This is a genomic window from Achromobacter sp. CSND-B12 (assembly GCF_052906545.1).
On sequence record NZ_JBREGJ010000001.1, the window covers coordinates 2,878,341 to 2,900,730 of the forward strand.

General features: G+C 66.0%; 24 protein-coding genes. 12 read left to right on the forward strand and 12 right to left on the reverse strand.

Going from position 1 to position 22,390, the window contains the following annotated elements:
* Positions 1-4: 4 nt before the first annotated feature.
* The 10 genes from ACUTAG_RS13490 to ACUTAG_RS13535 form a co-directional block, all read right to left on the reverse strand.
* Complete coding sequence (locus ACUTAG_RS13490) at positions 5-733, reverse strand: tetratricopeptide repeat protein (protein ID WP_049052006.1); 729 nt, start codon at positions 731-733, stop codon at positions 5-7.
* Positions 730-1,374: a lipoyl(octanoyl) transferase LipB gene (gene lipB / locus ACUTAG_RS13495; protein WP_006389744.1), complete on the reverse strand. Its 645-nt coding sequence runs from the start codon at positions 1,372-1,374 to the stop codon at positions 730-732. Before lipB ends, ACUTAG_RS13490 begins: the two co-directional genes overlap by 4 nt.
* A gap of 11 nt (positions 1,375-1,385) precedes the next feature.
* On the reverse strand, positions 1,386-1,658 hold the full coding sequence (locus tag ACUTAG_RS13500; protein ID WP_006389743.1) for a DUF493 family protein: 273 nt from the start codon (positions 1,656-1,658) through the stop codon (positions 1,386-1,388).
* Positions 1,659-1,768: 110 nt separating this feature from the next.
* Positions 1,769-2,635 carry a D-amino acid aminotransferase gene (locus ACUTAG_RS13505; protein ID WP_006389742.1) on the reverse strand — a complete coding sequence of 289 codons (867 nt, stop codon included), beginning with the start codon at positions 2,633-2,635 and terminating at the stop codon, positions 1,769-1,771.
* A 132-nt stretch (positions 2,636-2,767) separates the two neighbouring features.
* Complete coding sequence (locus ACUTAG_RS13510) at positions 2,768-4,030, reverse strand: D-alanyl-D-alanine carboxypeptidase family protein (protein WP_109421475.1); 1,263 nt, start codon at positions 4,028-4,030, stop codon at positions 2,768-2,770.
* 153 nt (positions 4,031-4,183) lie between these two features.
* A complete protein-coding gene (locus ACUTAG_RS13515) occupies positions 4,184-4,837 on the reverse strand; it encodes an alpha/beta hydrolase (protein WP_070543044.1) in 654 nt (217 codons plus the stop codon).
* A 32-nt stretch (positions 4,838-4,869) separates the two neighbouring features.
* Positions 4,870-5,481 (reverse strand): ABC-type transport auxiliary lipoprotein family protein, encoded by a 612-nt coding sequence (locus tag ACUTAG_RS13520; RefSeq protein WP_070543041.1) that lies wholly within the window; start codon positions 5,479-5,481, stop codon positions 4,870-4,872.
* Positions 5,478-6,434, reverse strand: coding sequence for an MlaD family protein (locus ACUTAG_RS13525; protein ID WP_026382054.1), 957 nt, complete (start codon positions 6,432-6,434; stop codon positions 5,478-5,480). The genes ACUTAG_RS13520 and ACUTAG_RS13525 overlap by 4 nt, the downstream gene beginning before the upstream one ends.
* On the reverse strand, positions 6,421-7,260 hold the full coding sequence (locus tag ACUTAG_RS13530; protein WP_006389737.1) for an ABC transporter ATP-binding protein: 840 nt from the start codon (positions 7,258-7,260) through the stop codon (positions 6,421-6,423). The genes ACUTAG_RS13525 and ACUTAG_RS13530 overlap by 14 nt, the downstream gene beginning before the upstream one ends.
* A complete protein-coding gene (locus ACUTAG_RS13535) occupies positions 7,260-8,393 on the reverse strand; it encodes an MlaE family ABC transporter permease (protein ID WP_054497986.1) in 1,134 nt (377 codons plus the stop codon). Before ACUTAG_RS13535 ends, ACUTAG_RS13530 begins: the two co-directional genes overlap by 1 nt.
* Before the next feature lie 94 nt (positions 8,394-8,487).
* Between ACUTAG_RS13535 and ACUTAG_RS13540 the strand changes: the two genes are divergently transcribed.
* The 3 genes from ACUTAG_RS13540 to ACUTAG_RS13550 are packed head-to-tail and all read left to right on the forward strand — an operon-like array spanning position 8,488 to position 10,325.
* The gene (locus tag ACUTAG_RS13540) at positions 8,488-9,342 is read left to right on the forward strand and encodes a biotin--[acetyl-CoA-carboxylase] ligase (protein WP_148317443.1); all 855 of its coding nucleotides are present in this window, start codon (positions 8,488-8,490) and stop codon (positions 9,340-9,342) included.
* Entirely contained in the window at positions 9,339-10,145 is an 807-nt protein-coding gene (locus ACUTAG_RS13545; RefSeq protein WP_006389734.1) for a type III pantothenate kinase, read from the forward strand. The genes ACUTAG_RS13540 and ACUTAG_RS13545 overlap by 4 nt, the downstream gene beginning before the upstream one ends.
* Positions 10,146-10,160: 15 nt before the next feature.
* Entirely contained in the window at positions 10,161-10,325 is a 165-nt protein-coding gene (locus ACUTAG_RS13550; RefSeq protein WP_006389733.1) for a hypothetical protein, read from the forward strand.
* Between the two features lie 30 nt (positions 10,326-10,355).
* Here the strand turns inward: ACUTAG_RS13550 and ACUTAG_RS13555 are convergent, their stop codons facing one another.
* Together ACUTAG_RS13555 and waaC are read right to left on the reverse strand one after the other, a co-directional pair.
* Positions 10,356-11,654, reverse strand: coding sequence for a 3-deoxy-D-manno-octulosonic acid transferase (locus tag ACUTAG_RS13555; protein WP_054440689.1), 1,299 nt, complete (start codon positions 11,652-11,654; stop codon positions 10,356-10,358).
* Positions 11,654-12,700: a lipopolysaccharide heptosyltransferase I gene (gene waaC, locus ACUTAG_RS13560; RefSeq protein ID WP_148317445.1), complete on the reverse strand. Its 1,047-nt coding sequence runs from the start codon at positions 12,698-12,700 to the stop codon at positions 11,654-11,656. The genes ACUTAG_RS13555 and waaC overlap by 1 nt, the downstream gene beginning before the upstream one ends.
* Positions 12,701-12,819: 119 nt before the next feature.
* On the opposite strand from waaC, the gene ACUTAG_RS13565 reads away from it, so the two are divergent.
* The 9 genes from ACUTAG_RS13565 (at position 12,820) to ACUTAG_RS13605 (ending at position 22,276) form a co-directional block, all read left to right on the forward strand.
* Positions 12,820-13,872 carry a Gfo/Idh/MocA family protein gene (locus tag ACUTAG_RS13565; RefSeq protein WP_054446400.1) on the forward strand — a complete coding sequence of 351 codons (1,053 nt, stop codon included), beginning with the start codon at positions 12,820-12,822 and terminating at the stop codon, positions 13,870-13,872.
* Positions 13,873-13,877: 5 nt separating this feature from the next.
* Complete coding sequence (locus tag ACUTAG_RS13570; RefSeq protein ID WP_054446402.1) at positions 13,878-14,447, forward strand: acyltransferase; 570 nt, start codon at positions 13,878-13,880, stop codon at positions 14,445-14,447.
* 7 nt (positions 14,448-14,454) lie between these two features.
* Positions 14,455-15,558 carry a DegT/DnrJ/EryC1/StrS family aminotransferase gene (locus tag ACUTAG_RS13575; RefSeq protein WP_054446404.1) on the forward strand — a complete coding sequence of 368 codons (1,104 nt, stop codon included), beginning with the start codon at positions 14,455-14,457 and terminating at the stop codon, positions 15,556-15,558.
* Between the two features lie 10 nt (positions 15,559-15,568).
* The gene (wecB, locus tag ACUTAG_RS13580) at positions 15,569-16,660 is read left to right on the forward strand and encodes a non-hydrolyzing UDP-N-acetylglucosamine 2-epimerase (protein ID WP_054446406.1); all 1,092 of its coding nucleotides are present in this window, start codon (positions 15,569-15,571) and stop codon (positions 16,658-16,660) included.
* On the forward strand, positions 16,657-17,892 hold the full coding sequence (locus ACUTAG_RS13585; RefSeq protein ID WP_081322448.1) for a glycosyltransferase family 4 protein: 1,236 nt from the start codon (positions 16,657-16,659) through the stop codon (positions 17,890-17,892). Before wecB ends, ACUTAG_RS13585 begins: the two co-directional genes overlap by 4 nt.
* A gap of 102 nt (positions 17,893-17,994) precedes the next feature.
* Entirely contained in the window at positions 17,995-19,149 is a 1,155-nt protein-coding gene (locus tag ACUTAG_RS13590) for a glycosyltransferase (RefSeq protein WP_058665549.1), read from the forward strand.
* Positions 19,149-19,844: a lipid II flippase family protein gene (locus ACUTAG_RS13595; protein WP_275253761.1), complete on the forward strand. Its 696-nt coding sequence runs from the start codon at positions 19,149-19,151 to the stop codon at positions 19,842-19,844. Before ACUTAG_RS13590 ends, ACUTAG_RS13595 begins: the two co-directional genes overlap by 1 nt.
* Complete coding sequence (locus ACUTAG_RS13600; RefSeq protein ID WP_054446414.1) at positions 19,819-21,027, forward strand: hypothetical protein; 1,209 nt, start codon at positions 19,819-19,821, stop codon at positions 21,025-21,027. Before ACUTAG_RS13595 ends, ACUTAG_RS13600 begins: the two co-directional genes overlap by 26 nt.
* A 106-nt stretch (positions 21,028-21,133) precedes the next feature.
* Positions 21,134-22,276, forward strand: coding sequence for a glycosyltransferase (locus tag ACUTAG_RS13605; RefSeq protein WP_054446416.1), 1,143 nt, complete (start codon positions 21,134-21,136; stop codon positions 22,274-22,276).
* Positions 22,277-22,390: the final 114 nt, after the last annotated feature.

Here is a 22,390-nt window from a genome sequence, read left to right on the forward strand (position 1 = left end):
CCGCTCAGGCGCCAGTCTCGTACAACGCTGGAAAGCCGCAGTCGCGCAGCATGGCGTCAGCCTCGCGCAGGAAAGCCGGCGTGGACGTCTCCGGCACGCGCACCAGCCATTGCACTGCCTCTTCCTTGCGGCCGCGCAGCAACAGCATGCGGCCCAGGTGGAACATGCCGCGGAAATCGCCGCCTTCGGCGCAGCGCCGGTAGCAGTCGAACGCGCGTTCCAGATCCTGCTCGACCACGTCGCCCGTTTCGTAGAAGCGACCGACCACACCGATGGATTTGACGTGACCGCCCTGCGCGGCCTGCTGGTACAGCGCCAGCGCCGCCGCGCGGTTCTGCGTCACGCCGCCGCGGCCGCTCTTGAGCATGTGGGCGTAGTTGTACATGCCCCAGTCCAACCCACGGTCGGCGGCCAGCCGGAACCAGTACGCCGCCACGGTATCGTCCGCGGGCACGCCCCAGCCGTTTTCATAGCAGCGGCCGATCATGTTGATGGCCATGAGATGGTCGGCATTGGCGGCGCGCTTGAACCAGGCCAACCCTTCGGCCTGATCCTGTGGCACGCCAACGCCATCGAGCAGCATCTGGCCGAAGATGGTCTGCGCCTCGACCAGGCCCATTTCGGCCGCCGCGCGGATCCAGGCGGCATACTGCGGCGCCGGCCCGGCGCGCAGGGCGGCCAGTTGCTCGGGCGTGGTCGCGGCCACTTCGGCCGGCGTAAAGCTTGTCTTCATGCGGGTGTTGTCCTTGCCTGGCGCCACAAGCGGGCCAGGTTGCGGGCCAGCGCGTCGCCCACCTCGGTGGGATCGCGCCGCACGCTACAGGACGCCATGTCGACCGTGCGCAGGCCGGCATAGCCGCAGGGATTGATGCCCAGGAACGGCGCCAGGTCCATCGCCACGTTGAGCGACACGCCGTGATAGGCGCGGCCATTGCGGATCTTGATGCCCAGCGCGGCGATCTTGGCCAATTCGCGGCCGCCGTCGGGGTCGGGCACATAGACGCCCGGCGCGCCGGGCTTGCGGCAGGCGCCGGCCACGCCCATCGCATCGAGCGTATCGATCACCGCCGTTTCCAGCAGGGCCACGTATTCCTTCACGTACATGTCGACGCGGCGCAGGTCGAACAGCGCATACGCCATCACCTGGCCCGGGCCATGATAGGTGACCTGGCCGCCGCGATCGCACTGGACCAGGGGGATGGCGCCCGGGTTGAGCACGTGCTCGGGCAGGCCCGCCTGCCCCAGGGTATAGACCGGCGCATGCTCGCACAGCCAGATTTCATCGGGCGTCTCGGCCGACCGCTGGTCGGTGTACGCCTGCATCTCCCGCCACACGGACAGGTAGTCCGCCGGCCGCGCGAGCCACTTGATCACAACCGCTGGCCTTACAGGACGATCGACACCATCGGGTGGCCATGCAGGGCCTGGTAAAGGCCGTCGAGCTGTTCGCGCGAGGTGGCGCGCACGGTGAAGGTCAGGCCCATGTAGTTGCCGCCCTTGCTGGGCCGCATCTCGACCGTGGCGGCATCGAAGCCCGGGTCGAAGCGCAGCACGACTTCGGTCAGCGTCTGCGCGAAGTCGGGATGATGCTTGCCCATGACCTTGATGGGGAAGTCGCTGGGATACTCGATGAGGGATTCTTCGGGCGGAATATGCATGATGGATGGCCTGGGGCGTCAATACATCTATATGGGGGCAGGCATCGAGCAGGCAAGGCCCGCCGCCGGGGCGCGCGGCGCGGGCGGCCGCCAGGGCCGCCCCGCGGGGCCTAGAGCGCGGCGATGCGGGCATCATAACCCGCACGCAATTGCTCATAAACGGGGCCGGGCTTGCCGGCTCCCACCGGACGGCCGTCCAGCGAAACGATCGGCAGCACTTCCTTGGTGGCCGAGGACAGCATCAGCTCGTCGGCCTGCGCCACCTCGTCCTGGGTCAGGCGGCGCGCCTCGAACGCAATGCCGGCCTCGGCCGCCAATTCGCCCATCAGGCCGTAGCGGATGCCTTCCAGGATCAGGTTGTTCTTGGGCGGCGCCAGCAGCTTGCCACCGGAGACCACCCAGATGTTGGTGGACGAACCCTCGGTGAGGAAGCCGTCGCGGAACTGCAACACCTCGTCGACATGGGCGTCAACCGCCTGCTGCTTGGCCAGCACGTTGCCCAGCAGCGACACCGACTTGATCTCGCAGTGCAGCCAGCGTTCGTCGGGGATAGAAATGGCGGACAGCCCCTGCGCGCGCACCGCGGCCCCGGGCGGCGCCCATGCCGAGATCATGCCGAACACCGTCGGCTTGACCGGCTCGGCCGGGAACTGGTGGTCACGCTTGGCCACGCCGCGCGTCACCTGGAGATAGACGATGCAGGTGTCCAGGTTGGTCCGCTCCAGCAATTGCTGGATCAGGTTGATCCAGCCGCTGCGGTCGAACGGTTGCGCGATGCGCAAGGCGGCCAGGCTGCGATCGAGGCGGTCGAGGTGTTCGGCCATGCGGAAGGCATTGCCCTGGTACACCGGGACGACTTCGTAGATGCCGTCGCCGAAAATGAAGCCGCGATCCAGCACGGAGACCTTGGCCTCGTCCACGCGCAGAAACTCACCGTTGAGATACACCTGGCTTTCGCCCGGCACGCCCGGAATCATGACGCACTCCTGAATTTGAAATGGAACAGGGGCGCGCCGCCGGCCCGCCCCGGAAGAATGCAAAACGGGCGTTTCGCGCACGAAACGCCCGTTGCTAGCTTACACCCGCGGCCGCGCCCGCGGCGGGTCCGCTTACTGGAACCAGCGCTTGACGGTGTCGACCATGCGACCGAAGAAGCCGGCGCGTTCGACGGCGTCCTGCACCACCAGCGGCTCGGTGCGCAGCACCTTGCCGTCGAGCGTGAACTGCAGCGTGCCGACCTGCTGGCCCTTGGTCAGCGGGGCGATCAGGGGATCGGTGCGCTGCGCCACCGGCTTGAGGTCGCCGGCCTTGCCACGCGGCACCGCGATCGAGACCGGGTTGGGCGGGCCGAGCTTGACGTTCTCGGCGGTGCCTTCCCAGACGCGGGCGTCGATGCCGGGCTGGCTCTTGTCGAACAGCTTGACCGTGTCGAAGTTCTGGAAGCTCCAGTTCAGCAGCTTCAGGCTTTCCTCGGCGCGGGTGGCTTCGCTGTCGGTGCCCACCACCACCACCAGGATGCGGCGGTCGCCGCGCACCGCGGTCGACACCAGGCAGTAGCCGGCCGAATCGGTGTGGCCCGTCTTCATGCCGTCGACCGACGGGTCGGCCCACAGCAGGCGGTTGCGGTTGGGCTGGGTGATCTTGTTGTAGGTGAAGCTCTTCTGCTTGTAGTAGTGGAAGAACTGCGGATGATCGGTGATCAGGTGCGCCGACAGCGTGGCCAGGTCGCGCGTGGACGTCATGTGCTGCGGATCGGGCAGCCCGGTGGCGTTCATGAAGTGGGTGTTGCGCATGCCCAGGCGCTCGGCCTCCTGGTTCATGAGCGTGGCGAACGCGGCTTCGCTGCCGCCGACCGCTTCGGCCAGCGCCACCGAGGCGTCGTTGCCCGACTGCACGATCATGCCCTGGTTCAGCTCATCGACAGTGACCGGCTTGCGCGGCTCGATGAACATGCGCGAACCGCCGGTGCGCCAGGCGTGCTCGGACACGGGCACGGTCTGCTCCAGCGTCAGGCGCTTTTCCTCGAGCGCATTGAACACGACGTAGGCCGTCATGATCTTGGTGAGCGAGGCCGGCTCGACCTTCATGTCGGGGTTCGACGCCGCCAGGGTCTGGCCGCTGTTCACGTCGATCACGATCCAGGCCTTGGCCGCGATGGTCGGCGCGGGCACCGCCGACACGTCGCCCACCGGCACCACGCCCGCCGCCGTCGGCGCGGGGGCCGTGGCGCCCGCGGCTGCCGGCGCCGCGGCGGGCGCCTGCTGGGCCCAGGCCGGCAGCGAGGCCGCGAGCATCGCCGACAGCACCGCGCCGGCGAGGGCGCGACGAGCAAAGACAACGGGGGAGTGAACGGAGTGAGGCAAATTCTTCATCGGCAACGTGGGTCCAGGAAAGACGCCCGCTGGCGCGGGGCAAGTGGCTGACAATTATAGGCAGTCGATGAGACCCGTCCGGCCCGCGATGGGTTCCTCGGGCAGCTAAAACATGCAACCTGATGCAACGCGCCGCATTGCGCGGCGCGCCATTCAGTCAAACTTGACCTTCAGGTGCGCCTGCACCAGCTGGCGCAGCACCAGCAGCTTGCCGTGGAAAAAATGCGAGGCGCCGGGGATCACCACCACCGGGATCGAACGCGGACGGGCCCAGTCCATGGCCTCGGACAGTGGCACCACCTCGTCCTCTTCGCCGTGCACCATCAGCGTGTCGCCGGGCACCTGGACCTCATGCGACTGGAAGCGGTTGACGGCCGGCCCCATCAGCATCAGCGCGCTGGGCAGTACCGTGTCGCCCTGGTCGGCCAGCGCGGCGTAGGTCTGCGCGGCAACCGCGGTGCCGAAGGAAAAGCCGGCCAGCACCCACGGCGCGTCCGTCAGTTCCGGATGACGCTCGCGCATTTGCGCGACCACCGCCAGCATGTCCTGGGTCTCGCCCACGGACTTGTCGAATTCGCCTTCGGACAGCCCGACGCCGCGGAAATTGGGGCGCACCGCCACCAGGCCGTGCTGGACGCAGGCGCGCGACAGCGTGGTCACCACCTTGTTCTCGCGCGCGCCGCCCTGCAACGGGTGCGGATGCAGCACCAGGGCCCAGCCCCGCGGCGTGCCGTCAGGCCAATCCACGGCGCAGTCGATGCGGCCGGCGGCTCCGGTAAAGGCGTGGGTTTCTGTGCTTGCGGGCATATCGGACTCGTGCTGCTTGAAAAGGAAGAATGTTAACCGCCGGCCCGGGCCGCGGCCTTGGGCTGGCTGGCCAGCCATTGCGCCAGCTGGTCGGCGGCATCGTCGGTGGCCTGGCGCAACGCGGCCACGCCGCCGGCGGCGTCCTGCGTGGGCGCCGGCGCCTGTGTCGCGATGCGCACCTGGCCAACCACGTTGCGGCCATTCAGCAATACCGCCTGCAGCAGCACGCGGCCTTCGCTGGCGGAACCATCCGGCGTGAACACCTGCTCGAACTGCGACAGGTAGACCTGCAACTGCGGCGTCTGGCCGCTGGCGCGCTCGGCCAGCACCGGCCCCTGGCGCGACAGCCGCTCGATCAGGCGCTGGCGCACCAGGTCGGACGGCGACGAGGCCCAGCGATAAGTGGCATAGGATTGCGGCGCGGCGCTGTCGCCAACGCGCCAGATGACGCCGGTGCCGGACAACGCCGGCACCGCCGAGAACACCAGCGCCATCGGCTCGCGGGCCGGCAGTTGCGGCGCCGGGCGGGCATCCAGCCCCAGGTCGAACACGGCGGGTGGCGCGCCCACGCGGCCCACGCCGCAGCCGGTCAACGCCAGCGTCAAAGCCAGGGCCAGGGCCTGAATCGCACTGCGCATCTTCATTTCTGCTGTCTCCCAAATCCGGCGAACCCGGCCTCGCCGGGACCGGGCGCGGCCGGCGGCGGTCCGAACAATAGCGATTGTGGCGTGTTGTCCACGCGACGCAATGTGAAGGTGGCCCCGCGCGCGGCCTCGCTGACGCTGGCCGCCATGCTGGTGACGGCCGGCAACGTCTCGCCATCCAGGCGCGAGGCGGCAAAGGCAATGTCGTTCAAGCTGCGCGTGGCCGCGGCCAGCGCGCCGTCCGGCGCATTCAGGCGCGCCAGCGACTGGCGCGCCTGCTGGGCCAGGTCGGCCACCTCGCGCGCCGCGCGATCCGCCTGCCGCGAGGTGCTGCCCAGCGAATCGACCAGGGGCCCCAGCTTGGCCAGCGCCGGCCCGAGGTCGCGGCTGGCTTCCTTGAGCGAGTGGGTGATGTCGGTGGCGTTCTGCAGGCTGGCGGTCAGCGCCTGCACGTTCTGCTCGCTCAAGAGGCGCCGCAGCTGCTCGGTGGCGTCCTCGACATTGGAAATGAGACGCCCGCCGCGCTGCTCGATGCGGTCCAGGAAACCCGGGCGCAGCGGGATCGCGGCCGGGTTGGCGGCGCTCGACGCCAGCCGCTTGAACGAACTGCCATCGTCGCGCAGTTCCACGTTGGCCATGCCCGTGACGCCCTGCACACCCAGCTCGGCCCAGGTCGACTCGGTGATGGGCGTGTTCGGCGCGACACCGATGCGGATACGCACCTGGCCGGGCTTGTCGGGGTTCAGCGCCAGCGACTGCACCTTGCCCACCGGCACGCCCTGGTAGCGCACGGTCGACTGCGGATTGAGCCCACTGACGGCCGTTGCCGAGATGATTTCATAGGTTTGCAGTTTGGTCCGGTCGCGGCCGATCCAGACGGCCACCAGCGCAGCGGCGGCCAGCAGCACCAGCGTGAAGATGCCGGCCATGAGCGCGTGACTACGGTTTTCCATGATGCGTTCCCTTCGGCGCCATGTCCCCGAGCGCGCGCAAGCCGCGCTCGCCCAGGAAGAATGTATGAATGAACGGGTGATCGACCTTCAGCACTTCCGGCACCGTGTCGCACACGATCACCCGCTTGTCCGCCAGCACGGCGACACGCGTGGCCAGCGCAAGCAGCGTGTCCAGATCGTGCGTCACCATGACAACGGTAAATCCCAACTGCCGGTGCAGGCTGCGCACCAGGTCCACGAATTCATCCGAACGCAGCGGGTCCAGCCCTGCCGTGGGTTCGTCCAGGAACACCAGCTCCGGGTCCAGCGACAGCGCGCGCGCCAGCGCCACGCGCTTGACCATACCGCCGGAAAGATCCGACGGCCGCTTGCCGGCATCCTGCGCCGACAGGCCGACCATGGCCAGGCGGCACATCACCACGTCGTGCACCAGGTCCTCCGGCACCGTGCGCAACTCCCGCAGCGGCAGCGCGACGTTGTCGTACACCGACAGCGCCGAGAACAACGCGCCCGCCTGGAACAGCATGCCCCAGCGGTAGGACAGGCGCCGGCGCTCGCCTGGCGTCAGTTCGGACAAGGTATTGCCCAACACCTGGATGGTACCGGCGGCCGGCTGGTCCAGCCCGATGATCTGCCGCAACAGCACCGTCTTGCCCGTGCCCGAGCCGCCTACCAGCACCAGGATCTCGCCGGGAAAGACGGTCAGGTCCAGGTTGTCGTGCACCACGTGGTCGCCGAAGGCCGTGCGCAGCCCGCGCACGGTGATCACGGGCGCGACCGTGATGTTCTCCTCGGTAAACAGGCGATGCTGTGCGGCGCCGGCCATCAGATGCCCACCGAACTGAAAATGACGGCGTACAGCGCGTCCAGCAGGATCACGCCGGTGATCGAAGTGACCACGGAGGTCGTGGTGCCGCGCCCCAGGCTTTCCGTGTTGGGCTGGATGCGCAGGCCGAAATGGCAGGCGATCAGCGCGATCAGGATGCCGAAGGTCACGCCCTTGAGGATGCCGATCCAGTAATTGGTCAGGGAAATGGCGTCCGGCAGGGACTGCAGGAACCACTGCGCCGACACGCCCAGCTGCACCTGCGCCGCCAGCATCCCGCCCAGGATCGCCATGGCGTCGGTCCACAGCACCAGCAGCGGCATGGTCACGGCCAGCGCCACCACCCGCGGCAGGATCAACCGCTGGCCGTGCGAGATACCCATCACCAACATCGCATCCAGTTCCTGCGTGACTCGCATGACGCCGATCTGCGCAGTGATGGCCGACCCGGAGCGCCCGGCCACCAGGATGGCGGCGAGCACCGGCCCCAGCTCGCGCACGATCGACACGCCCAGCAGCCGGACGATGAAGCGGTCGGCGCCGATCATCTGCAATTGCTGCGCGGACAGGTACGACAGCACGACGCCGATCAGAAAGCCCACCAGCGCCGTAATGCCCAGCGCCTGCGCGCCGGTGCGGTAGACCTGGGCCGAGATCTCGCGCCACGGCCCGCGCGACGGCCGGCTCAACATGCCAAAGAGATCCAGGACCAGCTGCCCCAGCATGGTCAGCAGGGCGCGGCCGTTCTCGCCCGCCTGCAGCACGGCGCCGCCCAGGGCGCGCAGCCAGCCCCAGGCCGGCTCGGGACGCGGCGGCGCCTGCTTGCCGCCCTTGTTCGTCGCCAGGGCGGTGAACACGTCCTGCTGGCCGGCGGACCACCGCACGCGTTCGGGCAATTTCTCGCCCCAGGCCTGCCAGATCAGCAGCGCGCCGATGGTATCGAGCCGGCTGATGCCCTGCAGGTCCCAGCGCGCCCCGGCGTCGGTGGCCTTCGCCATTGCGGCGCGGCGGCGCTCGACTTCGCCCGGCTCGGCCAGCGCCAGCACGCTCCAGTCGCCCCCGACATGGCACACGCCGGCTTCCTGGCGGAAGGGCGGCGCGGCGCGGGGTGCGGACGGAGCGGAATGCGGCATGTAGCGGAATACCGATGCAAAATGTATCCACAATCATATACGCTGGGGACGACAGGCCGCGAGCGCGGCCCGCGCGTGCCCTACAATCGCCGCCATGCCCGTTCACGTCCGCCCCACCGACCTGCCCGCGCCAGACGATCTGGCCCGGATGCTGGGTTCGCGCCTGCCCGCCTTCCAAGACATCGCCTGGACCGTCAGCACCGGCTCGACCAATGCCGACCTGCTGGCGCGCGCCCGCACGGGCGCCAGCGTCGGCAAACCCTGGCTGCTGGGCACCCATCTGCAGGAAACCGGGCGCGGCCGCGCCGGCCGTCCCTGGCAGAATCGCGTGGGCGCGGCGCTGATGTTCTCGTGCGCATTCGATGTGCACCTGCCGGCCGCGCAATTGCCGGCCCTGTCGCCGCTGGCTGGCCTGGCCGCCTGCGAGGCGCTGCGCGCCGTGGCCGGGCCCGGCGCCGACGGCCTGTGCATGAAATGGCCCAACGACGTGCAGTGGCACGACGCCAAGCTGGCCGGCGTGCTGGTCGAGACCACCCGCAACCCCGGAAGCCGCGAAACCGGCTACACCGTCGTCATCGGCATGGGCGTCAACCTGGTCGACGCCGACGCCTTGTCGCAGGCGCTGGGCCGCCAGGTCGCCGACTGGACCTGTGTCACGGGCCACGCCCCCGGCCACGCCGCCACCGCCGCCGACCTGGTCTGCGCCGCGGCAACGGCCTGGCATGAAGCCGTCCGCACCCTCGAACGCGACGGCTTCGACGCCTTCGCGCGGCGCTTCGACAAGGTCGACGCGCTCGCCGGCCGCGCGATCAACGTGCTCGACAAGGGCGACGTGATCCTCAGCGGCACCGCCTGTGGCGTCGACGGCCAGGGCCGCCTGCTGGTGCAAACGCCCCAGGGCGCCATGCCGATCTCGGTCGGTGAAATCTCGATTCGACGCCAAGCATGATCATCCTCATCGACTCAGGCAACAGCCGTCTCAAAGTGGGTTGGCTGGATCCCGGCAGCCCCGACATGCCGCGCGAACCGGCCGCGGTCGCCTTCGATGGCCTGGACCTGGACGCGCTGGACCGCTGGCTCGGCGCCCTGCCGCGACGGCCGTCACGGGCGCTGGGCGTGAACGTGGCGGGTGCAGAACGCGGCGCCGCCATCGCCGCCGTGCTGCAACGCCATGGCTGCCCGGTCACCTGGGCCACGTCGCAGGCAACCACGCTGGGATTGGTCAACCGCTACAAAACACCGTCGCAACTGGGCGCGGACCGCTGGGCTTCGTTGTTGGGCGTGCTGTCGCATCTGCCTGGCGCCCATCCGCCCTTCCTGCTGGCCAGCTTCGGCACCGCCACCACCATCGACACCGTGGGGCCGGACAACGTTTTTGCCGGCGGCCTGATCCTGCCGGGCCCGGCCATGATGCGCAACGCGTTGGCGCACGGCACCGCCAACCTGCCGATCGCGGAAGGCCAGGTCGTGCCCTATCCCACCGATACCCACGAAGCCATCGCCTCCGGCATCGCCGCCGCCCAGGCCGGCGCGGTGGTGCGCCAGTGGCTCGCCGGCCGGCAACGCTATGGCCAGGTGCCGCAAATCTTCGCCGCGGGCGGCGGTTGGCCGGAAGTCCACCAGGAAATCGAACGCCTGCTGGCGGATGCCGGCGGCGCATTCGGCGCCGCGCCGGTGCCGACCTACCTGAACCATCCCGTCCTCGACGGATTGGCGGCCATGGCGCGCGCCAACCCGGCCACGGGCGCCTGATCCAAAGGCCACGGCATGCGCGTGCTCTTCATCCTGATCCTGCTGGCCAATCTCGGCGTCTATGCGCTGGGCCAGGGGTGGCTGGGCGCTCGGCCCGAAGACGAAGGGCGCGACACGCGGCGTTTCAGCCAGGAATTGAACCCGGGCGCGGTTACGCTGGTGCCGCGCAATCCTGCCTGACGGCCTTGACGACCTGAAGGACGGCGCGCCTCAGCGCAACCAGGGCGACAGCGCCTCCATCGTGCGCGCCGTGGCGCCGGCATGGCTGGCAAACCACGCGCGCGCCGCGCCCCCGGCCGCCTGTCTGGCAACGGGATCGGCCACCAGTGCCAGCGCGGCCGCCACGGCCTGCTCCGGATCGGGCTGGCGCTGTGCCGCGCCGGCGTCTATGGCGTCGCTGGCGGCCTGCTGGAAGTTGAAAGTGTGCGGCCCGACGATGACGGGCACGCCGGCGGCGCAGGCTTCGATGAGGTTCTGGCCCCCCAACGGCGCAAAACTGCCGGCCACCACAGCGACATCGGCCGCCGCGTAATAAAACGCCATTTCGCCGAGCGTGTCGCCCAGCAACACCGTGGTGCGCAATGCCGGCTCCTGGCCCGTCGACCGCCGGACGTAGTCCAGGCCGGCCTGTTCCAACAGCGCGGCGGCCTCGTCGAAGCGCTGTGGATGGCGTGGAATCAACAGAAACAGCGGCCCGCCGGGCGTGGCGGCGTGGCGCCTGAGGGCATCGATAAACGGCGCATCCTCGCCTTCGCGCGTGCTTGCCAGCGCGATCACGGGACGACCCAGCCGGGCGCGCCAGCCCTGTCCAGCCTCGACCTGGGCCGCGGGCAGGGTCAGGTCGAACTTCAGATTGCCGGACACCACCGGACGCGGCGCGCCGGCCCGAGCCAGCCGCTCGGCATCCGGCGCCGTCTGTGCCAGCACCAGGTCCAGCCCCGCCAGCGCCTCGCGCATGACCCCCCCCAGACGACCAGCCTGCCGCAGCGACGATTCCGAGAACCGAGCGCTCACCAGCGCCATCGGCAGCTTCGCGCGCCGCGCCGCCGCCAGCAGGTTGGGCCAGATCTCACGCTCGATCAGGATGCCGCAGCGCGGCGTAGCGCCATCCAGGAAGCGTCGCGTGGCGCCGGGGAAATCGTAGGGCAGCCAGGCTTGCCGCAATTGACCTCGGGCGATTGCGTCCGCGAACAGCCGCGCGCCCTCGGCCCGGCCGGTGGCGGTAATGTGGGTCAGCAGCACCGGCAGGCCACGGTCCAGCAGGGCCTGCAGCAACGGCACCGCGGCCCGCGTCTCACCCAGGCTGACGGCATGGACCCAGACCGGGGCCGCATTCGCCCCGGCGGTCCCGGCTTTATCCGGGGTAGTCTCGCCCGAGACGGCCTGGCCGAATCGCTCGGGAGAAAAAATGCCCCATTCACCTCCGGCCCGCCTGGCGCGATGCGCCATCCACAACCACACCAGGGGCGCCAGCGCCCGCAACCCGAGGGTATAGACGGCGCGGTTCATCAGCGCGCGGCCAGCGCCTGCTCCACCGAAGCCATGACGGCCTCGCGCGACGGCGAGGCGCCACGATCGCCCAGGCTGGCGGTGTAGTTCGAGCCGACCAGCGGCGTGCGCACGGGGGTGGACGCGCGGTAGATGCCGATGGTGGGGCGGCCCAGCGCCGCCGACAAGTGGGTCAGGCCGCTGTCCAGGCCGACCATCAGGCGCGAGCCGGCCAGCAGCCGGGCGACCGAGGTCAGGTCCATGCGCGGCATGACTTCTACGTCCTCCATACCGGCGACCAGCAGACGCGCGCGCTCGGCCTCCTGCTCGTTGCCGGCCAGCAGCTTGAGCGCACAGCCGGCGTCGCGCAGCCGGCGGAAGACGGCGCGCCAATCATCCTCGGGCCACAGTTTGTCGTCGCGGCTGGCCGACGGCATGATCACCGCGTAGCCGCGGTCGGTATCCAGATGGTGCAGGCGTGGCAATTCCGTCGCATCCAGGCCTTCGCTGGAGATTTCGTGGACGGCGTCGGCGTTGTCGCGCCCCTGGCCGGACGCGCGGGAAAACGCCTGCAGCCCGAAATCGGGTTGACCACCATATTGGTATCCAAAGGTCAGCGACGCCAGTTTGCGCTGACGAATGACCGCGGGCTGCCAGAACTCCACCCGATGGCGGACGTTGTAGAACAGCGATGCCAGCGGTTCCCGCGCGGAACGCCAATCCAGGCCATGGCGCACGCCTTGCGCCTGGCGCACCAGCCAGGCGGATTTCAGCAAAGCCTGCATATCCAGCACGATGTCGTACCGCTTCGAGCGCAGGCGCTCTTTCAGCGCCTGGCGTTCGGCCCGCACCTGGCTCGACCACCAGGCCTTGCGCCACCGTCGGTGGGCCACCTTGATGACCTCGTTGACAGCGGGGTGCCACGCGGGGATTTCAGCGAAGGCTTCTTCGGCGATCCAGTCGATTTCAGCGTCCGGCACGTGGCGGGCGATGTCGGAAATGGCGGGCAGCATGTGCACCAGATCGCCTAATGACGACGTACGGACAATGAGAATGCGAGTTGGCATCAATAAGATCTGGGGTGTTCTCGAGCCAGAGCCCGGCGAGGATTCACGGTATTATTGCCGCTTAGGCCTGTAATGGCCGAACGATTATTCCCGGGAATTTACAACAAACCCAAGCGCCGATGAGCCTCACCTCCATTACCGACCGAAAAATCCGCTTCGCCCTGGTTGGGTGCGGGCGCATATCGAAAAATCACATCGGCGCCATTTCGCAACACAGCGACCGAGCAGAACTGGTAGAGGTCTGCGATACAAATCCCGCCTCGCTGCAAGCCACAGTGGAAGCAACCGGCGCCCAAGGCTACAGCTCATTGACCGAGATGCTGAAAAAGGGCAGCGCCGACGCAGTCATCTTGGCAACGCCCTCGGGCCTGCATCCCTGGCAGGCGATCGAAGTCGCCCAATCAGGGCGCCACGTTATCAGCGAAAAGCCGATGGCGACCCGCTGGGAAGACGGCAAGAATATGGTCAAGGCCTGTGACGAAGCGGGCGTACGCCTGTTCGTCGTGAAGCAAAACCGCCGCAACGCCACCCTGCAACTACTCAAGAAAGCCATCGATAGCGGCCGCTTCGGCCGTATCTACATGGTGACCGTGAATGTCTTCTGGACACGCCCCCAGGAGTATTACGACGCGGCCCGCTGGCGTGGAAAATGGGAATGGGATGGCGGCGCCTTCATGAATCAGGCGAGCCACTACGTCGATCTGCTCGACTGGCTCATCGGCCCTGTCGAAAGCGTGTATTCGTACACGGCCACGCTTGCCCGACGTATCGAAGCCGAAGACACTGGCGTCGCCGCGTTGCGGTGGCGCCACGGGGCCATGGGCTCCATCAACGTCACTATGCTGACTTACCCGCAGAACCTCGAAGGATCCATCACGATCCTCGGTGAAAGGGGAACCGTGCGTGTCGGCGGCGTCGCCGTCAACCGCATCGACGAATGGAAATTCGCGGACGAGCACCCAGACGATGCCAAGATCCGGGAGGCAAACTACGAAACGACCTCGGTCTACGGCTTCGGCCACCCACTGTATTACGACAACGTGATCCGCACGTTGCGTGGCGAATGCGAGCCGGAAACCGACGGCCGCGAAGGCCTCCAATCGCTGGCGCTGCTGACGGCAATCTACCGTTCGGCACGCGATGGTGTGCGCGTCCCGCTGCCTCTGGATTGAGAATCATGAGCATCCACCCTAGCGCGATTATCGACGATGGCGCGCAAATCGGCGCGGGCACGCGCATCTGGCATTGGGTTCACGTATCTCCTCGCGCAGTGATCGGCGAAGGCTGTTCACTGGGCCAGAATGTCTACGTTGGCAACCAGGTCAGAATCGGCAACCGCGTCAAAATCCAGAACAACGTCTCGGTCTATGACAACGTCACTCTAGAAGACGATGTGTTCTGCGGCCCAAGCATGGTGTTCACCAATGTCTACAACCCGCGTTCCGCGATCGAACGCAAGAGTGAATACCGCGACACCCTGATCCGGCAGGGCGCGACACTCGGCGCCAATTGCACCATCGTCTGTGGCACGACCGTCGGCCGTTACGCCTTCGTGGGCGCTGGCGCAGTCGTCAACCGGGATGTGCCCGACTACGCACTGGTGGTCGGCGTTCCTGCACGGCAGATAGGCTGGATGAGCCGCCATGGTGAACAGTTGAACTTGCCCCTTACGGGCGACGCGGAAACGCGCTGCCCACATACCGGCGAGCGATACGTCTTGAGGAATGGCATCTGCCAACAGGATTGAATCCGACATGCAATTCATCGATCTGAAAAAGCAATACCAGGCACTGCGCGACCCGATCAACAACCGTATTCAGGCCGTGCTGGATCACGGCCAATACATCATGGGTCCCGAGGTCAAGGAACTGGAAAGCGCGCTGAGCGCATACACCGGCGCCAAGCACTGTGTCACCGTTGCCTCGGGCACCGAGGCGCTCCTGATCGCGTTGATGGCGCTCGGAGTGAAAGCTGGCGATGAAGTTATTACCACCTCCTTCACCTTTGTGGCCACTGCGGAGGTGATCGTGCTGCTCGGCGCCGTGCCTGTCTTCGTCGATGTTGAACCAGATACCTGCAATATCAAGGTGTCGGAGATCGAGGCCAAGATAACCTCTCGCACCAAGGCCATTATTCCCGTGTCTCTGTATGGCCAATGCGGCGACATGGACGAGGTAAACGCCATCGCCGACAAACACGGCGTGGCTGTCATCGAGGACGCCGCGCAGAGCTTCGGCGCTACCTACAAAGGCAAGAAAAGTGGCAATCTGTCCAAGATTGGCTGCACCAGCTTTTTCCCCAGCAAGCCGCTGGGCTGCTACGGCGACGGCGGCGCCCTGTTCACCAATGACGACGAACTGGCCCAGGCTTTCCGTGAGATCCGCGTACATGGCCAGTCGGCCCGCTACTACCACACTCGCATCGGCGTGGGCGGACGTATGGACACCCTGCAATGCGCTGTCGTGCTGGGCAAGCTGGAACGGTTCGACTGGGAAATCGAGCAACGCCTGAAAATCGGCGCGCGCTATCAGCAATTGCTGGCGGACTTGCCGGGCAGCGCCCGCACCGTCACGGTACGTCCGGATCGCGACAGCGTATGGGCCCAGTTCACGGTGATCACGCCGGACCGCGACGCAGTGGTCGCCAAATTGAAGGACGCCGGTATTCCAACGGCGATCCACTACCCACGCCCCATCCACGCTCAGCCCGCATACGCCGCGTATTCGGCCGGTGAAGGCGCCACCCCGGTTTCCGACGTCCTGGCCGCACAAGTCATGAGTCTGCCCATGCATCCGGATCTGGATACGGAAACACAGGACTACATCGTTCGGGCGCTGCACGCCGCGCTGCAAAAGTAGGCCGACCCCGATGAAGAGGATTCTGACCGTCTTGGGAGCTCGCCCCCAATTCATCAAGGCCAGTGTCGTATCGGCCGCGCTGGCGCAACAGGTCGGACTTGCCGAAATAGTGGTCCATACCGGCCAGCACTTCGACGCCAATATGTCGGACGTATTCTTCGCCGAGCTTGGCATGGGCGCGCCACAGCATCATCTCGGTATCCACGGAGGCACTCATGCCCACATGACCAGTCGCATGCTGGCGGCGCTGGAAGACATCATGCTGTCCGAGAAGCCTGACATCGTCATGGTGTATGGCGACACCAACTCCACTCTGGCGGGCGCCCTGGCCGCGGCCAAGCTCAACATCCCGATCGCACACGTCGAGGCGGGGCTGCGCTCGCACAATATGAGGATGCCAGAAGAGGTCAACCGCATTCTCGCCGATCGCATCTCGCGTTGGCTCTTCACGCCCACCAACAGCGCCACTCGCAACCTGCGGCAGGAAGGCGTGCCGGCAGAACGGATCGTGCAGACTGGTGACGTCATGTTCGACGTCGCGCTGCAGCATGGCGCGCGCTCGGCGTGCATGTCCTCCCAATTGGCACGGCTCGGGCTGGCCGACAAGGGCTATGTATTGGCCACCATCCATCGCCAGGAAAACACGGACGACCCACAGCGGCTCGGTGCAATCGTCGATGGCCTGATCGCCGCCGCCGCCCGCCGGCCGGTGGTCTGGCCGCTGCATCCGCGCACCCGCCAGATCCTATCGAACAGCGACCAACTCGCCCGCCTGCAGGCGTCCCGGGTGGTGCTGATCGACCCGGTTGGCTATCTGGACATGGTACAGCTGGAAAAACACGCGGCCTTGATTGCCACCGATTCGGGCGGCGTGCAGAAGGAGGCATTCTTTCATCAGGTACCTTGCGTCACGCTGCGTGATGAAACCGAATGGACGGAACTGGTCGACTCTGGATGGAACCGGCTGGCCGACACCCGCTCGAGCCAAGCGATCACGGCCGCGCTGGATGAGGCGCTGAACTTCGTGCCGCAGCCGGTGATGCCCTACGGCCAAGGCGATGCCGCGACGCGCATCGCCGCGGCGCTCGCCGACGCTGCATGAACATACTGATCGTTTCGCACTTCGCCGGCTCTCAGGAACACGGTATGGTGTTCCGCAACTACGCTATGGCGCGTGAGTGGGTCCGTCAAGGCCATCAGGTGACCATTGTCGCTTGCGCCTATTCGCATTTCCGCCAGAAGCAGCCCGTCATGCGCGGCCGCGTGCAGCAGGAGATGCTGGACGGTATCCGCTATGTCTGGGTCTGGGGTCCACGCTACTCGCAGGCCAGCTCACTCGGCCGGGTGACGAGCATGGCCGCTTTCACGCTGCAATGCCTTGTGCTGCCCCTACCGCTGGACGAGCACTGCGATGTCGTCGTCTGTTCATCGCCCCACCCTTTCGCCATTTATCCGGCCGCCCGTCTGGCACGCCGTTTCGGCGCCCGACTGATCTATGACATACGAGATCTCTGGCCGCTAACTCCAGTCCTGCTGGGCAACTATTCGCCGCGCCATCCCTTCATCCGGCTGCTCCAGGCGGCCGAAGACTATGCCTGCCGACACGCCGACTTGGTGACGGCGGTGCCCCGCAACGCCGAAGCCTATCTGCGCGGGCGCGGACTGGCAGCCGGCCGTTTCCTGCCAGTATCGAACGGTGCCTTCCTCGATGACGCGCCGGCCGATCCACTACCCCACGCGCACGTGGAGCTGCTGCGAGGCCTGCGGCAAGCGGGCGGCTTTGTGATCGGCTACGCTGGCACGCTAGGCGTGGCTAACGCGATGGACGGCGCGATCACGGCAATCAGCCGATGCCCAGCCAATATCCATCTCGTCATGCTCGGTGATGGCGGCTCCCGCGCCGCGCTGGCCGAGCAGGCGCGAGCCCTGGGCTGCCTTGACCGCGTCCATTTCCTGGCACCCGTCGGCCGCAGACAGGTCAAGGAATTCCTCGCGAATGTCGATGTCGGCTATGTCGGCGGCCGCCGCTCGCCGTTGTACGAATACGGTGCAAGCGTTACAAAACTTAACGATTACATGCTGGCCCGGCTACCCATCCTGTATGCGGTAGGCGATCCGGAAAACGCGGTGGAGCTAAGCGGCGCCGGCTTCAGTTGCGCGCCAGACGACCTCGACCAGCAAGCCGCTCTGATGCAGCGCCTGGCGCAAATGACGCCATCCGAGTTGTCAACCCTCGGCACAACGGGATACCGCTGGTGTGTGGAAAACCAACTGGTATCCACCCAGGCGTCGCTCGTATTGACAACGCTACAAGCCACCCCGCGCCGTCACTGACTACCGGCCGATGCCGGAAATTTCTCGAAACCACCGGACATGCCCAAGATACGTTGACTACGTAACCTTGGTGCCATTCAATGATTTCCAGTCTCAACAGCCTTGCAGCAGAACAACGACTCCAACGACGGGCGGGTACCGACCTGCGTCGCGCTCCTCGCCGCAGCTAATAGCATTCATACCGTCAAATGGGCGAATGGATTGGCGGAAAAAGGCCTTACAGTCCATCTCTGGACCCTCCATCCGCCCAGCCCGAACATTTCCAGCCTCGTCCACATCCACAGGCTCCCGTGGGGCACTCCCGCGGGATATCTCGCTGCGGGCCGGCAGCTGCGCCAGGAGCTTGACCAGATCAAGCCACAGTTGTTGAATGCGCACTACGCAACCGGCTATGGCCTGCTCGCGCGCCTGTCCGGTTATTCACCGACCCTGCTTTCCGTTTGGGGCAGCGACATCTATGACTTTCCCAACAAGTCTGCGTTGCACCGCAAGATCGTGATGCGCAATCTGAAATTCGCCACCCTGGTGGGATCGACCAGTCACGCCATGGCGCAAGAGATCGGCAAGCTCACGGACGGCCCGATTGCCATCACGCCCTTTGGTGTGGACCCGGCCCAATTTCCCGCACGCGCACGCGATGCCGATACGCAGGCCATCGTTCTAGGCACAATTAAGGCACTGGAAACGCAGTACGGGATCGACACGTTCCTGCGTGCCGTGCAGATCGTGCTGGCGCAACTGCGCCGCACCCATCCGGACATTGCCGATCGCATCAAGGTCCGCATTTACGGCAAGGGCCAGGAGCATGCCAAGCTGGAGGCCCTGACGCGCGAACTCGGGATTGCCGAGCAAGTGACGTTCGCCGGCTTCATCTCGCACGAAAAAGTGCCCGATGCGCTCAACGAGTTGGACGTCTATGTTGCCCTGAGCCGGCGGGACAGCTTTGGCGTCGCCATCCTCGAGGCCTGTTCCTGTAGTGTGCCCGTCGTCGTATCAAGCGCCGATGGGCCGGCCGAAATTGTCAACGATCAGGAATCCGGGTTTATCGTACCCGTCGACGACCCAGGCTTCGCCGCGGCGCGCATTCTTGATCTGGTGTTGGATCCGGCGCTGCGGACCAAACTGGGCCGCGGTGGCCGGCAGCGCGTGCTCGACGAGTACACCTGGGAACACAGCCTGCAGACCATGCTGGATGCTTATCGGCAAACCCTGGCGCTCGCGCAGCGCGACAGCGACAACCGGATCACCACGCCGTGATGACGCTTAGCATCTTGGTGGTTGTGAGCTTTTCCGCTATCCATCTGCTGGAGTTCCTGAGCTATTACGCCCGGGTCGCCGGTAGCCTCTCAGGCAAGGCCGTGACAGGCTACGCCATCCAGAATGCAACCACAACCATTACTCGCTTCTTCTATCTCGCGCTGATGCCCATGCTGGGATTTCTCATCGACCGCAACGTACCCCGCAATCACTATGCGGTGATGGGCCTGGCCGCTATGGGCGGGGCGGCCCTGCTATCGTTGTGCGCCTACCAGGCGCGCTATTACTGGATCGCGGTGCTGGTCAATTTCATCAACCGTGGCAGTAGTCACCCAAAAGTGCACGCCGCAACCCTGCGCGTCGACTTGCGCCCCGACCGGCCTGCGCCGCGCCGCATCACGCCGCTGGCCGCGGCAGTCTTTCTTTGCTACGCCCTCGGCGTGTTGCTGTCGTACTTCTTCGCACTCGTTTTCCACGACTATCGCAGCACCATTTCGCAGTTGTCCGGCATCATCAACGGGGCGGCCACCGTCCTGCTGACATTTGCGCTGGAGCCGCGAATCGCCCGCATCGTCGATGACCATGCGCCTCCCCACGTTTTCGCCGCGGTGCAGGCGATGCTGCGCGGCCGTCTGATCGGTGTCGGCTTGGCCGCGCCCGCGATTTTCTATGGCATCTGTTCGCAATTCCTGTGACCTGCTGAGCGACAGGCACGCCAGATATCTGCTCATCCTGGCGTTCGTGCTGGCCTTTCTCGGTTCGTCCATCTACCTGGCCGCCCCGCTGCGTCCGTTCCATTGGGGCCTGATGCTCATGGCCGTCGCCTTCGCCGCCAATCGTACGACGCGGCGCATCCTGGCGGAAGGTCCTCACTGGAAATTGGCCGCTATAGCCGTGGCCCTGATCCTGATGCAGGCGACCTATGCCTCGCAGACGCAACGCTACCTGCAGTTCAGCGTCATACTGACCATCGGCTTGGCGCATCTACTGCTGGCGCAACAACTGGCCGCGCGCAACGTCGATCTGACGCCGTTTCTGCGCGTCCTGGTCGCCTGGTGGCTGATATTGGCCTGGTTCCCGGTGTTCGACGGCTGGACCCATTCCGGCCGCTTCCGGCCAGAATATCCTCTGACTGGCGGCTCCTGGGATAACGTCAATGACATGGGTACGGTGCTCATCTTCGTAGCTTTGCTATGGTTCCTGACCAAGCGTAGATTGCCCCCGTTGCTGTTCGCGATTGCTTGGACCTATTGCCTGCTCCTGAATCGCCGCGCCGACGTAGTGGCGCTGGCGCTGTTCGGCGTGGCCTACCTTCTATGCTTCATGCCTGGAGGATGGCGCAAACGAGCAGGGTGGGCCGCCGGCTGGGCGATATTGACTGCCGCCCTGATCGGCGCCATGCATTATGAAGGCATGCAGACGCGCGCCATGCCACAATTGACCGTAACGCACGGCGAACTGGCGCTAGCACAGACACCCGGTGACGCTTCCACCGACTACCGCCGCACCATGGTCATGGACATGCTGCAGCAAGCGCAAAATATGCCGTGGTGGCAATGGATCACAGGCATGGGCGTAGGCCAGCTCAATGTCACCTGGCCGGTTCCCGGCGCCATCGCCCCCTGGGCCTCGCCCCACCTGTTCTGGCTCGAAATGACGTTCTATCTGGGCTTGTCCTGGCCACTCGCCCTGCTCTGGCTGCTGTGGCGGTCAGACTGGCGTGGCCGGACCTGTCTGGTTGTAGCCGGTGTCGCGGGCTTGGCGCCGAGCTCCATGGTCTATCTGCAGCCGTTCTGGTTTCTGCTTGGATGGCTGTTCGCAAACATGCCGGGCAACGCCCGGCCGTCGGCGCAGTCGAACGGTCTCGCCTGCTCCTAGAGCCCCGCGCCGACACGCTGGCACAAAGATGGCTGTAGTGCCGTTAAAATCGGCCTCCTTCTTGCGCCGTCGAGGCCAGTCAGTTCGAAGAATCCGTTAACAGCCTATGACCCTTTCCGAAACTGCCTCAAAACCTCGCGTCGCACACATTTCCAGTGCCCACCAGCGGAATGACATCCGCATTTTCGTCAAGGAATGCTCGAGCCTGGCGCGCGCCGGCTACGACGTGCGCCTCTATGTCGGCGATGGCAAGGGTGAAGCGATGGCCAATGGCGTGAACATCCATGACGTCGGAGCCAGCGCGCCTGGCCGGTTCCGGCGCATGATCATCAAACCCTGGAAAATCTGGTTGGCGCTGCGGCGCAACAAAGAAAAGGTCGTGCACTTCCACGACCCGGAGCTGATCCCGATCACGCTGCTCCTGCACTGGGCCGGTATCTCCGTCGTCTATGACGCCCACGAGGACGTGCCCAGGCAGATTCTTAGCAAACCGTGGTTGCCCAACGGAACACGGCGCGCCATCGCCGGCCTCTTCGAAGCGGTCGAGAACTTCGCCGCGCGCCGCTATACGGCGGTCGTGACGGCAACACCGCACATTGCAGCACGCTTCGCTCGCATCGGCGCCCGCACGCTCGACATCAACAACTATCCCCTGCCCAATGAATTGGTGGCAATGCCCAGGCCAGATCGGCAGGAGGCTACACAGGCCAAGTCGCGCAACATTTGCTATATCGGCGGCATTAGCGCCATCCGCGGCGTACGCGAAATCATCACCGCACTGCCGGCGGCCAACGCCACCCTGCTGTTGGCGGGTCCCTTCGAAAACGCCTCGCTGGAAGCCGAACTACGTGCCCTGCCAGGCTGGCAATACGTCCAATACAAGGGCGTGGTCTCCCGCGAGGGCGTGCGCGACATTCTTGCCCAGGCCTCGATCGGACTGGTGCTGTTCCACCCCATGCCCAATCACATACACGCCTTGCCCAACAAGATGTTCGAGTACATGTCAGCCAGTGTCCCGGTCATGGCATCGAACTTTGCGATGTGGCTCGATATCATCGAGCGCTCGGGCGCGGGCCGGTGTGCCAACCCCGAAGACCCCTCCGACATCGCACGCGTGCTGCGGGAAATGCTGGATGACCCCGAGTCCCTGCAACGCCATGCGCAGGCTGGCCGCCACGCGGTGGAAACCGAATTCAACTGGATCAGCGAAGAACGCAAGCTGCTCGGTCTGTACGCGGATCTCGTCTGAGCGGACCGACGCCGATGCATAACTCGAACCGCACATGAAATAATTAGATACATTTAATACGTGGCGGAGCCGACCGCCGGTCTGCTGGATTTCCCTGGCGCGCTCCCGCCATCG

Coding starts and splice junctions, on each gene's coding strand:
- ACUTAG_RS13605 (WP_054446416.1), top strand. CDS start 21,134: ATGACCCTTTCCGAAACTGCCTCAAAACCTCGCGTCGCACACATTTCC.
- waaC (WP_148317445.1), bottom strand. CDS start 12,700: ATGCCAACTCGCATTCTCATTGTCCGTACGTCGTCATTAGGCGATCTG.
- ACUTAG_RS13515 (WP_070543044.1), bottom strand. CDS start 4,837: ATGCCCGCAAGCACAGAAACCCACGCCTTTACCGGAGCCGCCGGCCGC.
- ACUTAG_RS13545 (WP_006389734.1), top strand. CDS start 9,339: ATGATCATCCTCATCGACTCAGGCAACAGCCGTCTCAAAGTGGGTTGG.
- ACUTAG_RS13595 (WP_275253761.1), top strand. CDS start 19,149: ATGACGCTTAGCATCTTGGTGGTTGTGAGCTTTTCCGCTATCCATCTG.
- ACUTAG_RS13520 (WP_070543041.1), bottom strand. CDS start 5,481: ATGAAGATGCGCAGTGCGATTCAGGCCCTGGCCCTGGCTTTGACGCTG.
- ACUTAG_RS13500 (WP_006389743.1), bottom strand. CDS start 1,658: ATGCATATTCCGCCCGAAGAATCCCTCATCGAGTATCCCAGCGACTTC.
- ACUTAG_RS13490 (WP_049052006.1), bottom strand. CDS start 733: ATGAAGACAAGCTTTACGCCGGCCGAAGTGGCCGCGACCACGCCCGAG.
- ACUTAG_RS13540 (WP_148317443.1), top strand. CDS start 8,488: ATGCCCGTTCACGTCCGCCCCACCGACCTGCCCGCGCCAGACGATCTG.
- ACUTAG_RS13600 (WP_054446414.1), top strand. CDS start 19,819: ATGGCATCTGTTCGCAATTCCTGTGACCTGCTGAGCGACAGGCACGCC.
- ACUTAG_RS13585 (WP_081322448.1), top strand. CDS start 16,657: ATGAACATACTGATCGTTTCGCACTTCGCCGGCTCTCAGGAACACGGT.
- wecB (WP_054446406.1), top strand. CDS start 15,569: ATGAAGAGGATTCTGACCGTCTTGGGAGCTCGCCCCCAATTCATCAAG.
- ACUTAG_RS13550 (WP_006389733.1), top strand. CDS start 10,161: ATGCGCGTGCTCTTCATCCTGATCCTGCTGGCCAATCTCGGCGTCTAT.
- ACUTAG_RS13535 (WP_054497986.1), bottom strand. CDS start 8,393: ATGCCGCATTCCGCTCCGTCCGCACCCCGCGCCGCGCCGCCCTTCCGC.
- ACUTAG_RS13555 (WP_054440689.1), bottom strand. CDS start 11,654: ATGAACCGCGCCGTCTATACCCTCGGGTTGCGGGCGCTGGCGCCCCTG.
- ACUTAG_RS13575 (WP_054446404.1), top strand. CDS start 14,455: ATGCAATTCATCGATCTGAAAAAGCAATACCAGGCACTGCGCGACCCG.
- ACUTAG_RS13565 (WP_054446400.1), top strand. CDS start 12,820: ATGAGCCTCACCTCCATTACCGACCGAAAAATCCGCTTCGCCCTGGTT.
- ACUTAG_RS13570 (WP_054446402.1), top strand. CDS start 13,878: ATGAGCATCCACCCTAGCGCGATTATCGACGATGGCGCGCAAATCGGC.
- ACUTAG_RS13505 (WP_006389742.1), bottom strand. CDS start 2,635: ATGATTCCGGGCGTGCCGGGCGAAAGCCAGGTGTATCTCAACGGTGAG.
- ACUTAG_RS13525 (WP_026382054.1), bottom strand. CDS start 6,434: ATGGAAAACCGTAGTCACGCGCTCATGGCCGGCATCTTCACGCTGGTG.
- ACUTAG_RS13530 (WP_006389737.1), bottom strand. CDS start 7,260: ATGGCCGGCGCCGCACAGCATCGCCTGTTTACCGAGGAGAACATCACG.
- ACUTAG_RS13510 (WP_109421475.1), bottom strand. CDS start 4,030: ATGAAGAATTTGCCTCACTCCGTTCACTCCCCCGTTGTCTTTGCTCGT.